Source organism: Bradyrhizobium sp. 23AC (genome assembly GCF_054863025.1).
The window spans coordinates 337,379-352,409 of the sequence record NZ_JAVAYN010000008.1; the positions used below are offsets into that span (position 1 = coordinate 337,379).

At 65.9% G+C, this 15,031-nt stretch carries 15 protein-coding genes; 6 read left to right on the forward strand and 9 right to left on the reverse strand.

Annotated features, from left to right (window positions below; all coding sequences use genetic code 11):
- Nucleotides 1–54: 54 nt before the first annotated feature.
- The 9 genes from RAD10_RS21595 to RAD10_RS21635 form a co-directional block, all read right to left on the reverse strand.
- Nucleotides 55–537, reverse strand: coding sequence for a cytochrome c-type biogenesis protein (locus RAD10_RS21595; protein ID WP_461619168.1), 483 nt, complete (start codon nucleotides 535–537; stop codon nucleotides 55–57).
- A gap of 4 nt (nucleotides 538–541) precedes the next feature.
- Nucleotides 542–2,524, reverse strand: coding sequence for a heme lyase CcmF/NrfE family subunit (locus tag RAD10_RS21600; protein WP_461619169.1), 1,983 nt, complete (start codon nucleotides 2,522–2,524; stop codon nucleotides 542–544).
- Nucleotides 2,521–3,048 (reverse strand): cytochrome c maturation protein CcmE, encoded by a 528-nt coding sequence (gene ccmE, locus RAD10_RS21605; RefSeq protein ID WP_461619170.1) that lies wholly within the window; start codon nucleotides 3,046–3,048, stop codon nucleotides 2,521–2,523. Before ccmE ends, RAD10_RS21600 begins: the two co-directional genes overlap by 4 nt.
- Before the next feature lie 37 nt (nucleotides 3,049–3,085).
- Nucleotides 3,086–4,195, reverse strand: a complete 1,110-nt coding sequence (ccmI, locus tag RAD10_RS21610; RefSeq protein ID WP_461619171.1) for a c-type cytochrome biogenesis protein CcmI — start codon at nucleotides 4,193–4,195, stop codon at nucleotides 3,086–3,088.
- Between the two features lie 131 nt (nucleotides 4,196–4,326).
- On the reverse strand, nucleotides 4,327–4,596 hold the full coding sequence (locus RAD10_RS21615) for a hypothetical protein (RefSeq protein ID WP_461619193.1): 270 nt from the start codon (nucleotides 4,594–4,596) through the stop codon (nucleotides 4,327–4,329).
- A gap of 100 nt (nucleotides 4,597–4,696) precedes the next feature.
- Nucleotides 4,697–6,097: a hypothetical protein gene (locus RAD10_RS21620; RefSeq protein WP_461619172.1), complete on the reverse strand. Its 1,401-nt coding sequence runs from the start codon at nucleotides 6,095–6,097 to the stop codon at nucleotides 4,697–4,699.
- Between the two features lie 159 nt (nucleotides 6,098–6,256).
- The gene (locus RAD10_RS21625; RefSeq protein ID WP_461619173.1) at nucleotides 6,257–7,633 is read right to left on the reverse strand and encodes an ATP-binding protein; all 1,377 of its coding nucleotides are present in this window, start codon (nucleotides 7,631–7,633) and stop codon (nucleotides 6,257–6,259) included.
- Nucleotides 7,634–7,727: 94 nt separating this feature from the next.
- A complete protein-coding gene (locus RAD10_RS21630; protein WP_018315821.1) occupies nucleotides 7,728–8,393 on the reverse strand; it encodes a response regulator transcription factor in 666 nt (221 codons plus the stop codon).
- Nucleotides 8,394–8,623: 230 nt separating this feature from the next.
- On the reverse strand, nucleotides 8,624–8,779 hold the full coding sequence (locus RAD10_RS21635; RefSeq protein WP_018315820.1) for a hypothetical protein: 156 nt from the start codon (nucleotides 8,777–8,779) through the stop codon (nucleotides 8,624–8,626).
- 237 nt (nucleotides 8,780–9,016) lie between these two features.
- On the opposite strand from RAD10_RS21635, the gene ku reads away from it, so the two are divergent.
- The 6 genes from ku to RAD10_RS21665 all read left to right on the forward strand — a co-directional run bounded on the left by ku (nucleotide 9,017) and on the right by RAD10_RS21665 (nucleotide 15,003).
- Nucleotides 9,017–10,012 (forward strand): non-homologous end joining protein Ku, encoded by a 996-nt coding sequence (ku, locus tag RAD10_RS21640; protein WP_461619174.1) that lies wholly within the window; start codon nucleotides 9,017–9,019, stop codon nucleotides 10,010–10,012.
- Nucleotides 10,013–10,068: 56 nt separating this feature from the next.
- Entirely contained in the window at nucleotides 10,069–10,302 is a 234-nt protein-coding gene (locus tag RAD10_RS21645; RefSeq protein ID WP_461619175.1) for a hypothetical protein, read from the forward strand.
- Between the two features lie 268 nt (nucleotides 10,303–10,570).
- Nucleotides 10,571–10,735, forward strand: a complete 165-nt coding sequence (locus tag RAD10_RS21650) for a Flp family type IVb pilin (protein WP_018315817.1) — start codon at nucleotides 10,571–10,573, stop codon at nucleotides 10,733–10,735.
- Nucleotides 10,736–10,949: 214 nt separating this feature from the next.
- Nucleotides 10,950–12,494, forward strand: a complete 1,545-nt coding sequence (locus RAD10_RS21655; RefSeq protein WP_461619194.1) for a thymidine phosphorylase family protein — start codon at nucleotides 10,950–10,952, stop codon at nucleotides 12,492–12,494.
- Nucleotides 12,491–13,411, forward strand: a complete 921-nt coding sequence (locus RAD10_RS21660; RefSeq protein WP_461619176.1) for a ribose-phosphate pyrophosphokinase — start codon at nucleotides 12,491–12,493, stop codon at nucleotides 13,409–13,411. Before RAD10_RS21655 ends, RAD10_RS21660 begins: the two co-directional genes overlap by 4 nt.
- Nucleotides 13,408–15,003, forward strand: a complete 1,596-nt coding sequence (locus tag RAD10_RS21665; RefSeq protein ID WP_461619177.1) for an MBL fold metallo-hydrolase — start codon at nucleotides 13,408–13,410, stop codon at nucleotides 15,001–15,003. The genes RAD10_RS21660 and RAD10_RS21665 overlap by 4 nt, the downstream gene beginning before the upstream one ends.
- Nucleotides 15,004–15,031 lie beyond the last annotated feature (28 nt).

Sequence of the window (15,031 nt, forward strand, 5' to 3'; positions counted from 1 at the left end):
GTCAACAGAGCATGAAACAAGCTGCGCCAAGCGGCCTAAGTATCATTACGTAGGCTAGGACGACTTCGCATCATCGGACATCAACGCGGCGAGCCGCGCCTGTTCGTCCGCAGTGAGCGGCGGAGCAGGTACGTCTGCACCACTCCGCGAGCGACGCCGGATTTGCAGCCACAGCGCCAGGCCACCGCCGATCAGAAGCAGCGGCCCGAGCAGCCACAGCAGCAGGGTCTGACGTTCGAAACGTGGTTTCAACAGCACGAACTCGCCGTAGCGCGCGACCAGGAAGTCGAGCACCTGCGAGTTGCTGTCGCCGGCGCCGATGCGCTCGCGCACCAGAAGCCGCAGGTCGCGCGCCAGCGGCGCATCGGAATCATCGATCGACTGGTTCTGACAGACCATGCAGCGCAGCTCCCGCGACAGCTCGCGCGCGCGAGCTTCCTTGGCGGGATCCGGCATGATCTCGTCGGGCTGCACGGCGTGGGCCGCAGGCAAGGCGAGCAGCATCAGCAGGGCGAACGCGGCCATCATCCGGCGCATCGGATCACTCCGCCGGCTGGAGGCGCTGCTTGGCCCGCGCCGGCTTCGGCGCGCCGACCCGCAGACGCCGGTCGGACAGCGACAGCACGCCGCCGAACGCCATCAGCACCGGCCCCCACCAGATCATGAGCACCATCGGCTTGTAATAGATACGCACGGCGATGGCGCCCTCGGCATTGGCCTCGCCGAGCGAAATATAGAGCTGGCTCGCGCCGCGCGTCAGCAGCGCGGCCTCGGTGGTCGAGGAGCCGCGGGTGGTGAAGCTGCGCTTGGAGGGCGTCATGACGCTGAGCGGCTTGCCATCGAGGCTGACGTTGAACTCGGCGATCATCTCGCGGTAGTTCGGGCCCTGATGCTGCAGCAATCCGTCGAGCTTCACGTCGAAGCCGGCGATGTGGGCGACGTCGTTCTGCTTCATAGTCGCGATATATTCGCTGTTCCAGGTGGTTTCGCAGACGATCCCGATCAGCGCGACGCCGAGGCCGGCATGCGCGAACGCCGTGCCCCAGGCCGAGCGCGGCATGCCGCGCGCCCGGTGCAGCACCGTTGCGAACGGCAGCCGCACGAGGCCGGTCCGCTCGACGATGTCGGTGACCGCGCCGCCGATGACGAAGATGCCAAGCCCGATCGCGAGCGGCGCCAGCGTGCTGCCCCCGCTCGCCCAGCCCCAGGCGATGGCGACGGCGACGAGCCCGGCGACGCCCGCCGCGAGCAGGCGCTGCGTCACGCCGAGCAGATCGCCGCGCTTCCACGCCAGCATCGGCCCGAACGGCACGGCAAGCAGCAACAGGGTAAATAGCGGCGCGAAGGTGAGGTTGTAGAAGGGCGCACCGACCGACATCTTGAAGTCGGCGAGCATTTCCATCGCGAGCGGATAGAGCGTGCCGAACAGCACGACCGCGCAAGCAACCGTGAGCAGCAGGTTGTTCAGCACCAGCGCCCCCTCGCGCGAGATCGGCGCGAACAGGCCGCCCTGCTTCAACGAGGTGGCGCGGCCCGCGAACAGGGACAGGCTACCGCCGATGAACAGGCAGAGGATCAGCAGAATGAACACGCCGCGGGTGGGATCGGTGGCGAAGGCGTGCACCGAGGTGATGACGCCCGAGCGCACCAGGAAAGTGCCGAGCAGCGACAGCGAGAAGGTCAGGATCGACAACAGGATGGTCCAGACCTTCAGCGCGTTGCGCTTCTCCATCACCAGGGCGGAATGGAGCAGCGCGGTGCCGGAGAGCCACGGCATCAGCGAGGCGTTCTCGACCGGATCCCAGAACCACCAGCCGCCCCAGCCGAGCTCGTAATAGGCCCAGTACGAGCCCATAGCGATGCCGAGCGTCAGGAAGATCCAGGCGACCAGCGTCCACGGCCGCACCCAGCGCGCCCAGGCTGCATCGATCCGGCCCTCCATCAGCGCCGCGATCGCGAAGGAGAACGAGATCGAGAAGCCGACATAGCCAAGATAGAGCATCGGCGGATGCACGGCGAGGCCGATGTCCTGGAGCACCGGATTGAGATCGCGTCCTTCGATCGGCGGGCTCGCGATGCGCAGGAACGGGTTCGACGTCACGAGGATGAACAGATAGAAGGCGCTGGCGACCCAGGCCTGCACGGCAAGCACGTGCGCGCGCAGCGACAGCGGCAGATTGTTGCCGAACGCTGCAACGAGCCCGCCGAACAACGCGAGGATCGACACCCACAACAGCATCGAGCCTTCATGGTTCCCCCACACGCCGGTGATCTTGTAGAGCAGCGGCTTCATCGAGTGGGAGTTCTCGTAAACGTTGGCGACCGAGAAGTCCGAGTTCACGTGCAGCATCACGAGAGCGACGAACGAAGCACCGACGAACAGCAGCTGCGCCAGCGCCGTGGAGCGCGCCACATTCATCAGCGCGACATCGTTCAGGCGTGCGCCGATCAGGGGCACAATTGACTGGATCAGTGCGAGCCCAAGCGCCAGCACCAGCGCGTAATGTCCGGATTCTGCGATCACTGCATTGCTCCCTGCGGATTGCCCTGCGCGGCCGTCGCCGCGGGCTTGCCCGCATCGGACGTCTTGCCGCTGTCAGACGGCTTGCCGCCGTAATCGTCCTTCCAGTGCCCCTGCTTCTTCAGGGCATCGGCGACGTCCTTGGGCATATAGGTCTCGTCGTGCTTGGCAAGCACCGTGTCGGCCTTGAACACGCCATGGGCGTCGAGCGCACCTTCGGCGACGACGCCCTGCCCCTCGCGGAACAGGTCGGGCAGGATGCCCTTGTAGGCCACCGGCAGCTTGGCATTGCCGTCGGCAACCTCGAAGGTCACCGCGAGATTGTCGCCGCGCTGGAGCGAGCCGGGCTGCACTAGCCCGCCGAGGCGAAACCGCTTGCCTGGCTCGACGTGCTTCTCGGCGACCATGGTCGGCGTCGAGAAGAACACGATGGAGTCGCGAAGTGCGTTAAGCACCAGCGCGGCCGCGAGCGCGAGCACGGCGAGCGAGCCGCCGATGATGGTCATACGTCGCTGCTTGCGCGTCATGGCGTATCTGTTCTCCGCTCGTCTCGTTCCGACATCGTCATCCGCCGAACCCGAGAGTCCTGAGGCCTTCGTTGAGCTGGCGCAGCCTCTCGGCGTCGCTGGCAACCGCCTGCCGGGCATCGGCCGATGCCCCCATGGCCTTGTCCCGCTCGCCCATCACGAGATAGGCGCGCACCAGGCGCAGCCAACCGTCGACGTCGTCGCCGTTCTGCTTCAACCGGGTGGCCAGACGATCGACCATGCCGCGCACCATCGCGTTGCGATCGCCTTCGGCCATATCCTTGGACGCAGCAATCGTCTCGTCGGACAGCGCCGGCATCGTTCCGCCACCGACCCGCACCAGCGAGGACTGCACCAGGGCACGCCACGGCGCATCCGCGGGCGCTTTCGCAAGCAGCGCGCGCCAGATCGTGGCTGCATCGTCCTTGCGGCCGTCCTGCTCGGCGGCAAGGCCCAGGAAGTAGTTCGCCTTGGGATCGTCCGCGTTCAGGGCCTGCGCACGCTCGAACTCCGCCTTGGCCTCGACGGTCACCACACCGCCGGCCGCAGCCGAGATCGCTTCGCCGAGATCGGACCGGCGCTCCGCGCTCTCGCCATTATAGGTGAGCGAGTTGCGATAGGCGCGCACCGCATCGTCGAAACGGCCAAGCCGCTCCAACACCGGCGCGAGCACGTTCCAGCCGCGCCCGTCGGTCGGATTCTTCTCCAGATGCTGCTGGACCTGCACGACGAGATTCTCGAGCGACTGCGCGACGCCGGACCCGGATCCCCGCTCGCGCTGCGCCAGGGGAAAGTCCTGAAGCCGGGGCGAGCCGAGTGGCATGTAAATGCCAATCGCAACGAGCGGCAGGCCGGCGAGCGCCAGCACGGCCGCCGCGCGGCGCCATTTGAGATTCGACTTCGGCGCCATGGCGGGCTCGCTGGCGGCCGCAGCGAGCAGCCTGCGGCTGATCTCGACGCGCGCAGCCTCGGCGTCCGGCGCGGGGATCAAGCCTGCAGCGAGATCACGCTCGATCTCGGCCAGCTGGTCCTTGTAAACCGCGACCTCGCTGCCCTGGTCTTGCGCGCGTCCATTGCGGCCAAGCGGCCAGAGCACGGCGAAAATCGCCGCGACCGTCATCAGCGCGAACACGAACCATAGCGTCATCTGGCAAGCTTCCGGCAGCGCACGAACCGCGCCCATAGGTGGCTTTACACCACGGCCGGACGATGCGGCAATTGACAATTGTCAATTTGGCGCGACCGCGCACGGTCTCGAAACGGTGAAAATCCAACGGCTTAGCCGATCTCGAAGTCCGTGCTTTGCGCGGCGTCCTCACCGTGGCCGTTGAAGGCCCTCAGGAAGTATGTTCCCGGCCTGACTGCGTCCGGCAATCTGATGCGCAGCGCGCCGACCGGAACCGGGGATGCAACCCTCGTGATCGTCTCCGACAGTTGCCGACCGCTTGCCTTCTCGACCAGCACCACTTTGGCGCCGACCATCAGTCTTTGATACTTGGCAACAATGATGCGGTTCTCAATTTCGATGGAGCTGATAACGGGTTTCATGCGCCCACAAATAGAAGTTCCCCGGACTTGCACGGGGACCGTACGGCGCACCACTGGCACCGTCAACCACAAATTGTGATCACGAAAATATGCGCTTAGGTTAGCTTGCGCGCGACGATTTGCGCTCGCCGGTCGCTGCGTTCTCCGCGGCCCGGCTCATCAACGAGGCGTAATCATCGCCAAACAGCACCTGGCAGAAGCGAATCGCGGCCTGCACCTGCTGCTGCCGATAGATGCGCACCTTGTGATCGGCGGCGCGCAGCGACTGCACCAATTGCTCGGTCGAGCGTTCGACATATTGCTGGAGGTCGGAATAGGTGCGCAGCGTCACCTCGTTGATCGCAAGCTCGCTCGCATAATTGCGGCAGGTCGCGACGAAATCGATCAGCGCCGCCGTTTCCTCCACCTCGGTGCTGTCGATCCGCGCACCCGGCGGAATGTCTTTCTCGGGGCGCTGGCGCAGGATGCGGCGAACGCGGCCGGGAACGCTGTCGATCTCGGATTGCAGCGCATTGGAGATGTCGGCCCGGATCGAGGTCAGTTGCTTGCCCCAAGCGGAATCGTTGCGCAGGTCGAGCTCGGTGCGCAGGCCGCGTACGCCGTCGTGCAGCGCCTTGAGGTTGCCGGCAACGTTGTCGAAATGGCCGCGCTTGATGTCCATGCGCAGGGTGGCGGCAACGCAGGACAGATCGTGCAGCGCGATCGTGACGGCAACACCGTAAGGCGTCGCCGCGACGCGGATCTCGTCGTCGGACGCGGCAATCTTGATGGCGAGGCGGATGATCTGCCACGGCGCGGTCATCCGCTGCACCACGATCGACAGCGCGAAGGGCAGCATTTGCGGGGTCTGAAGGACCGGAATGTTGAGCGCCGACGTCACCGAGGCGATCTGGGGATCGCCGAAAGCGCGCAGAGTGCGCGGCAGCTTCTCGTTCAAGCCGGCTATGGCCTCCCGGACCTGAAGCACCGCTCCGATCGAATAGAGGTCCTCGATCACGTTGGGCGCGCCGACCCGGGCCAGCGCGCGCGATTTGTCGCCGCCGCCGGGACCGGTCAGCTCGAAAATGGCATCCGCAGCCACCCCCTGGAGCTTCTGCGCGAGGGCTTCGACCTGCCCCGCGCTATCGGGGGGCATCCGCGCCAGCGCGGCCTCGAACTCGTTCACCTTGTCCGGTGCGCCGTCGCGGCCTAGCCATTGCCAGATCGGCTGGAGCGAGGTGCGGCGGATCTGGCCGACCCGCAGCGGGACGCCGGCCTCGATCAGGAACGGTTCCAGCGCCTGGAACAACAGTCGCGACAGATCGTCCGTGCGCGGCGGCGGGGCTTCGTCGGCTTCGGACTTGCGGACGATCTTGCGCAACTGCTCGAGCACGAGGGTCGCGACAGCCGTGTCCTGGCCGCGCTCGAGCGCGCGCTCGAACTCCCGCATCAGCAGCGCCTGCGCCTGCGGCGGGAGCTGCGCGAGATATTCCCTCAGCCGCTCGATCGATGTCTGGCTCATGCGCCCGGGTAATGCACGGTAAAATGGCGGACATGGGATGGTCCGGCGCGATCATAGGAGGCCCCCACTTAAGAAGCCGTTTAGGACGTCGGAGCGAATCCCGCCGGTTTGCTGCGGCCAGGCATCGGCGGGGACGAATAACCCTGTCGGAACAACGGATTATACACCCGGAAGGACCAGTTCGGCGCGCAGGCCGCCGGTCGGCGCACCACCGAGCGAGAGGCTGCCGCCATAGAGCGCGGCAAGGTCGGTCACGATCGACAGCCCCAGCCCCGAGCCCGGCTTGGACTCGTCGAGCCGCTGGCCACGCCGAGAGACCTGCGCACGCTCGGCTTCCGACAGGCCGCGGCCGTCGTCATCGACGATGATCCGCAGGCGCGGGCCCACCCCCGCCTGGTGCGGCGGCTCCACCAGGACCTCGATGAAGACGCGCGAGGCGGCCCATTTGCAGGCATTGTCGACGAGATTGCCGACCATCTCCTCCAGATCCTGCCGCTCGCCGCGAAATTTTGCCGACGGATCGGCCTTGGCTTCGACGACGATGCCGCGATCGCGATGGATCTTCTCCATGGTCCGCCGCAATGCCTCGATGGCCGGCGCCACCTCCGTCACGGTCGCGACCACCGAGACCCGCGCTGCGATGCGCGCACGCTCCAGGTGATGGGCGACCTGGTCGCGCATCACATCCGCCTGCTCCATCACCTTGGCCGCGAACGGATCGGTGATATGGACGCCGGCCTCGTTGACGATGACCGAGAGCGGCGTCTTGATCGCATGGGCGAGATTGCCGACATGGGTGCGCGCGCGCTCGACGATCTCGCGATTGGCATCGATCAGCGCATTGGTCTCGCGCGCCAGCGGCGCGATCTCGACCGGGAATTCGCCCTCGAGCCGCTCCGCCCGCCCGGAGCGGATGTCAGCGATCGATTCCGAGATGCGCTTGAGCGGTGCGAGGCCGAAGCGGACCTGGAACACGGTCGTCAGCAGCAGCACGATGCCGAGCGCGGTGAAGGTGCCGCCGAGATAGTAGTCGAAGCTGCGCGTCTCGTCGAAAATCTCGGTATCGTCGCCGGCGACGCTGACCAGAAACTTGCCGTCGGCGCCGAGATCGACGGGACGCTCGACCATGCGCAGATTCTGCCCTTCGGGCCCGTCGACATAGGCCAGCCGGATGCCGGCGGCGGTGAGCTCGGTGCCCTGCTCTTCCAGCTTCGGCAGCTTCTTGTCCCAGAGCGAGCGCGAGGAGCGCACCTCCGGCTTTTCGGTGTCGGTCCGCGTGATCTGCCAGTACCAGCCGGACAACGGCAGCTCGAACAGCGGCTCACCAAGCGACTGGAACTGGCGGTCGGGCGGCTCGTCGGGGGTGGCGACCTCCGCGATCAGCGTGCGGAGATAGAGATTGAGCCGGCGGTCGAAGGCGCGCTCGGTGGCGTTCTTGTAGACCGACGACAGCACCACGCCGGTGATGGCCAGGATCACCACGAGCCAGGCGGTCGCCGACAGGAACAGGCGGGTCGCAAGCGAACTAGCGGCCATCGGAATGATCCGGGAAGGCGCAGGGTGGCGGGCGTCAGAGCTCATATCCCGGACCAAGGCCCCTGTCAGGCTGCCCGTCAAGCCCCGGAACGCGTCAGGCGGCCGGCGGGGTCAGGAGATAGCCGAGGCCGCGGACAGTCTGGATGATGTCGACGTCGAGCTTCTTGCGGATGCGGCCGACGAACACCTCGATCGTATTCGAGTCGCGGTCGAAATCCTGGTCGTAGAGGTGCTCGACCAGCTCGGTGCGCGAGACCACCCGGCCGGAATGGTGCATCAGGTAGGCCAGAAGCCGATATTCGTGTGAGGTCATCTTTACGGGATTGCCTGACACGCTGACGCGGCCGGTCCTGGTGTCGAGCGTGACGGGGCCGCAGCTGAGCTCGCTCTGGGCATGGCCGGTCGAGCGGCGCAGCAGCGCGCGGATGCGCGCCAGCACCTCCTCCAAATGGAACGGCTTTGCGACATAGTCGTCGGCGCCGGCATCGAAGCCCTGCACCTTGTCGCTCCAGCGGTCGCGTGCGGTGAGGATCAGGACCGGCATGGTGCGGCCGTTGCGGCGCCAGGCCTCCAGCACCGAGATGCCGTCCTTCTTCGGCAGGCCGATGTCGAGCACGACGGCATCATACGGCTCGTTGTCGCCGAGATAGTGCCCCTCCTCTCCGTCGAAGGCGCGATCGACGACATAGCCGGCGTCGGTCAACGCCTTGGTGAGCTGGCGATTGAGATCGGGGTCGTCCTCAACAACGAGCAGGCGCACGCTTCTCTCCAGACATAGGCCGCATCAACACCGCACCAGATGAGCAATTCCGGCGTGAACTGAATATGAACGCGGGGAACCGGGCGCGTTACTTTTTGGTCATATACGATGTGTCCAAAGCCCATGCGACTGCGCCCGCCATGGGACCGGACGAGCCGGCAACATGGCGGGCGCAGTGTGCCGCGTCCCGCGGCAGGTCGGAAGGTCCGCCCTTCCCGTGAATTCGGCCGTCAGGTCCGGAAGAACACGAACCAGATGACGGCGAGGATCAGGATCGCAAGCCCAGTCGAGATGGCGAGCAATGCGGCAACTGACGGCCCAGGTTCGCCCTGACGCGCCTCGGTTGGTGTTTCGACGATCTGTCGCTGCTCTCGCGTGGTTGCCATGATGCCCTCAATCTCTGCGTGTCGCCTCCGATGACCGCGACCTCCTCGCAGCCGTGTATGCGGAGCCAACGCCCGATCCGATATGATGTTCCGGCTTTTGCCACCCGATCGGGACAGCAACCCCACGCCCTACGGCCGATTAACGCAGTTGGAAGATTCAACGTCCGGCCTTGCTATGATTCGCTGTTTCCCGATGGTATCCTCGTAAGTCTGTCCTTGTTGCGTTTGGAGTAGCCCATGGCCCCCCGCGCCAATTGGAAGGGTTTTCTGCGTTTGTCGCTCGTGACCTGCCCGGTCGCGCTCTATCCGGCCACTTCGGATACCGAGAAGGTCTCTTTCAACCAGATCAACCGCAAGACCGGCCACAGGATCAAGTACCTCAAGGTCGACGCCGAGACCGGCGACGAGGTGACGTCCGAGGACATCGTCAAGGGCTACAAGGTCGACACCGACACCTATATCGAGGTCACCAAGGACGAGCTCGACGACATCGCGCTCGATTCGACCCACACGATCGATATCGACGAGTTCGTGCCGAAGGCCGACATCGACAACCGCTATCTGATCCGCCCCTATTATCTCGTGCCCGACGGCAAGGTCGGCCACGACGCCTATGCGGTGATCCGCGAGACCATCCGCAGCATGGACAAGGTCGCGATCGGCCGCGTGGTGCTGACCAACCGCGAGCACATCATCGCGCTCGAGCCGCTGGAAAGCGGGCTGATGGGCACGCTGCTGCGCTACCCCTACGAGGTCCGCAGCGAGACAGAATATTTTGACGACATCCAGGACGTGAAGCTGACCAGGGACATGCTCGACCTCGCCAAGCATATCGTCGAGAAGAAGTCCGGCGCATTCGAGCCCGAGCTGTTCGAGGACCATTACGAGACCGCGCTGATCGATCTCATCAACAAGAAGCGCAGCGGCGCCCCGATCACCGCCAAGGCCGCGCCGAAGAGCGGCGGCAACGTCATCAACTTGATGGACGCGCTGAAGAAGAGCATCGCGAACGAGAAGGACGCCGCGCCTGCGGCGAAGGTCGCCAAGGAGACCGCGAAAGCCAAGAAGCCGAAGAAGCGCGTCGCGGGCCAGCGCGAGATGCTGCTGCCGATCGCCGGCAAAGGCGGCAAGGACGCTGCTGCGAAGACGGCGACCAGGGAAGCGACCAGGGAAACTTCGAAGAAGGCCGACAAGCCGGTGCGCGCGCCTGCTCGGGCGAAGAAGGCCGGCTAGCCGCATCCCCCGCGATTGCGCCGTGATGCCACCCCTCGCCGATCAGGCGGCCTGACATGCCCTGGTCGACGGCGTTCGACGATCCCGTTCGCGTGAGCAACAAGCGCCAGCTGCTGACGTTTCAGGAGGCGGCCGACTACATCATGCGGCTGCCCGAGGACGTCCAGCACGAGCCGCGCTGGCAGACCGCCATCGAGACCTTGATCAATGCGGCCGAGACGGGCGGCGGCTGGGTGATGTTCGCCCGCATCGCGATGTTGCGGGCGCTGAATGCGGACCGCCGCGATTGAGCGCCTGACGAACAGGCTCAACAATCGGTTAAGCGGTCGCACGATGGTGCCCTGACGGACGCAGCGCCCGCGCAGCCCGGCCGAGGCCTGCCGAGATGAATCCATTTGCACGGATCGATGGAACCTTAATTTAATGAATGCCGTCGTATGAGCAGGGGCGCGTTCGCCCGGGCTTAATTCTTTTGGCGCGCATAAAGACTTATTCGATCTATTTGCAAGTCCGATGACGACGCGGCCATACGTTGGATCGGATGAACGGGAGTTGGCAATGCGTTTGCTTAGGTCCTTCCTTGCCGATGAGAATGGTGCAACCGCGATCGAGTACGGCCTCATTGCCGCAGGCATCGCGCTGGCGATCATAACGGCCGTGAACACCATGGGCGGCGCCCTCCTCAACAACAAGTTTGTCGCGATCAGCACGGGGATAAAGTAGCCCGATCCCCGATTTGGCCGGCCAACATCGGCGATATCGCCACGGCATTCGGCTTCCCCTGTCATTTCCAGACCGATGCGCCTGCAGCAGCGCGCCTGCGTGACGGCCCGCAACAGCCCACCCATGTCCCTCGCGCGGGCCATGATCTGGGTCAACAGCATCAGAACGGCGACGTCTAAGCATGGAGGCCGTGTTACTCCTTGCCGGCCTCTCCATGCATCCAGACCTTCCGCACTCGCAACTGAAGATCCGCCGCGTCCGGCTCGATACCGGCCGCGAGAACGTCGTCGTCGTCGTCTCCAGGCAATCGAAGGCGCTGCGCGCCGAGATCTTCCGCGGCTTCAGCCGCGTCGAGCTGCGTCAGGGCGGTAAGGTCCTGCTGGCGACGTTGCTGATCACGGACGACGATACGCTGGTGGCCCCGGACGAGATCGGACTCTCTGAACCCGCCTTCCGGCGCTTCGCGCAAGGCGTCGGCACGCTGGTCACGGTCAGGCCCGCGGCACCTCCGGAGAGCCTGGAAGCGGTGCGCGCGAAGATCCGCGGGCGAACCCTGAGCCAGGCCGAGATCGGCGCGATCATCAACGACCTCGCGCATTATCGTTACTCCGACATGGAGATCGCCGCCTTCCTGATCGGTTCGGCGAGCTTCATCACCAGCGACGAGTTGCTTGCCCTCACCGGTGCGATGGCGCAGGCGGGCACGCAATTGGTGTGGCCGACGCCTGTCGTCGTCGACAAGCATTGCATCGGCGGCATTCCCGGCAATCGCACCTCGATGGTCGTGGTGCCGATCGTCGCCGCCCATGGCCTGCCGATCCCCAAGACCTCCTCGCGCGCCATCACCTCGCCTGCCGGCACCGCCGACACCATGGAGGTGCTGGCGCGGGTGAATGTCGGCGTCGAGGAGATGAAGGCGATCGTCTCGGCCTGCAACGGCTGCCTGATCTGGGGCGGGCACGTGAACCTGTCGCCGGCCGACGACGTCCTGATCTCGGTCGAGCGCCCGCTGAGCCTCGACACCCGCGAGCAGATGGTCGCCTCTATCATGTCCAAGAAGATCGCGGCGGGCTCGACGCATCTGTTGATCGACATTCCGGTCGGGCCGACCGCGAAGGTCACCAATGGCGTCGAGGCGATGCGGCTGCGCAAGCTGTTCGAATTCGTCGGCGACCGCTTCGGCCGCACGGTCGAGGTGATCACGACCGACGGAAGCCAGCCGATCGGCAACGGCATCGGGCCGGTGCTCGAGGCCAACGACGTCATGGCCGTGCTCGGCAACGACAAGGATGCGCCGCGCGACCTGCGCGAGAAATCGCTCCGCCTCGCCGCCCATCTCCTGGAATACGATCCGAAGCTGCGCGGCGGCGCCGGCTATGCGCGGGCGCGCGAACTGCTCGACAGCGGTGCGGCGCTGAAACAGATGCAGAAGATCATCGACGCCCAGGGTCCGTCGACATGCAGCAGCGAGCTCGGATCGCTCAGCTTCGACGTCAAGGCGGCGCATGACGGCAACGTGTCCGCGATCGACTGCCTGCGTCTGAACCGCCTCGCCCGCACCGCCGGCGCGCCGCTCGACAAGGGCGCCGGCATCCGCCTGTTCAAGAAGATCGGCGATCGCGTCGAGCAGGGCGAGCCGCTGTATCGTGTCTACACGTTCGACCGCCCCGAGCACGATCTGGCTTCCGACGCCGCCACTGAGGAGAGCGGTTACATCGTCAACGGTCATGACGACCTGCAAGGCAAGTCGGCGTCGTGAGCACGATCGCGCTCCAGACATTGCCCGGCGGCAGCGATGCGGCGAAGCGCCTCGCGGCACGGCTCGGGCTTGGCTGCGCCGAGATCGCCGTGCATCGTTTTCCGGACGGCGAGCTGCGCGTTGCCGTCGCGCCGGCGACCGACACCACCCTCCTGTATGCCCCGCTCGATCAACCCAACGACAAGCTGATCGCCCTGCTGTTCGCTGCGGAGGCATTGCGACGCAACGGCGCGAAGCGGCTGGTGCTGGTCGCGCCCTATCTCTGCTACATGCGGCAGGATGCTGCATTTCATGCGGGCGAGGCCATCAGTCAGCGGGCCATGGGCAGTCTGCTTGCAACGACCGTGGACCGCATCGTCACCGTGGATGCGCACCTGCACCGCACCCCCGACATCAGGTCGGTCTTTCCAGGCATCGAAGCGGAGAACCTGTCCGCCATGCCGGCGATTGCCAACGCGCTGGCCACGGGCGGCATCGACCCCGCGACCATCGTGATCGGGCCCGACATGGAGTCCGAGCCCTGGGTGAGCGACATTGCGAGCCGGCTGCGATTGCAGCACACGGTGGCGCAAAAGACGCGGCACGGCGATCGTTCCGTGGCCATCAGCTTTGCCGATCCCGGCCTGCTCTCGGGACGGCCGGCGCTCCTGGTGGACGACATCGTCTCGTCCGGGACCACGCTGATGGCCGCGGCAAAGGCTCTGACGGCGATGGGCGCCACCGCCGTCGATGCGGTCATCACGCACGCGCTGTTTCCGCCTGCGATGATCGGTGCATTCACCGAAGCCGGCATCCGCTCGATCCGCTCGACCGACAGCGTTTCGCATCCGACCAACGCGATTGCGCTCGACCAGAGTCTCGCGGCCGCCTTGCGGTCCGAGCTGACCACGATACATCTTCCGGAGACGACGCCATGAGCACCACCGTTCGATTCTGCGGCGCCGCCCGCACCGTGACCGGTTCGAGCTATCTGTTCCAGACCGCGACGGGCCGCTTCCTGGTCGATTGCGGCCTGTTCCAGGGCCAGAAGACGCTGAAGGAGCTCAACTACGGCGCCTTTCCGTTCCGTCCCGCCGATATCGATGCCGTGCTGCTCACGCACGCCCATATCGACCATAGCGGCCTGTTGCCGAAACTCGTGCGCGCGGGATTCGACGGACCGATCCTGGCGACGCGCGGCACGATCGACCTCTGCTCCTACATGCTGCCCGACGCCGGCAGCATCCAGGAATCGGAAGTCACGCAGCTCAACCGCCGCAATGCCTCGCGCGGACGAAAGCAGGTAGCGTCGATCTACACGCAGGCCGATGCGATCGCATCGCTGCAATCGTTTCGCGCGGTCGACTATGAACGCTGGACCGACGTGATCCCGGGCGTCCGCGCGCGCTACTGGAACGCCGGCCATCTGCTCGGCTCGGCCTCGATCGAGCTCGAAATCGCCGAACGGGGCGCGCCACGCCCGCTGCGCGTGCTGCTGTCCGGCGACGTCGGGCCGGAGGCCAAGCTGCTGCAGCCTGATCCCGAAGCGCCGGCCGATTTCGACTACGTCATCTCGGAATCGACCTACGGCGACCGGCTGCGCGAGGCCACCACACCTGAGCTCCGCCGCAAGCACCTCGCGGCCGAGGTGCGCGATGCCGCGACGGCCGGCGGCGCGCTGTTGATGCCTGCCTTCGCGGTCGAGCGCACCCAGGAGCTGATCGTCGACCTCGTCGACCTGATGGAGCACGGCGAGATTCCGACCGCGCCGATCTTCCTCGACTCTCCGCTCGCGATCCGCGCCACCGAAGTGTTCCGCCGCCATGCCGAGAGCCTCGACCCCTCCGTCGACGCTGCGCGCCTGCTCAACTCGCCGCATCTCAAATTCACCGAGAGCGCGGACGAGAGCAAGGCGATCATGCGCCTGTCCGGATTCCATATCATCATCGCCGCGAGCGGCATGTGCGATGCCGGCCGCATTCGCCATCATCTGAAGCGCTGGCTGTGGAACGAGCGCGCGACCGTGCTGCTCGCCGGCTTCCAGGCCAACGGCACGCTCGGCCGCTTCCTCCAGAACGGGGCCAAGGCCGTGCGGATCCAGGGCGAGGAGATCAAGGTCGCGGCCCGCATCCGCATGATCGACGAATATTCGGGCCATGCCGACGGCGCCGGCATCGCCAGCTGGATCGCGGCACGCCGGCCCATTTCCCGCGGGCTGTTCCTGGTCCATGGTGAGGAAGGCGCGATCGCGGGGCTCGCCGAACGCGTCGCCGAGCGCATCGTTCCGGCGTCCAGGGTCTACCAGCCGATACTCGACGATATCTACGAGCTCGCCGCTGCCGAACCGCGCGTGCTCGACGTCGATCACCGCCGGCGGCTCGCGCCGGAGGCCGTGACCCGTCTCGACTGGCACAACGAGATGTCGGAGCTCATGCTCGACATCAACGACAGGGTTGGGGCAGCCGCCGACGACCGCGCCCGCGGCGTCATCATCCGAAGGCTGCGCCGCGCGCTGGAGGAGAAGGCGTAGCGAGGCGCCGGTCGGCGTAATAGACATC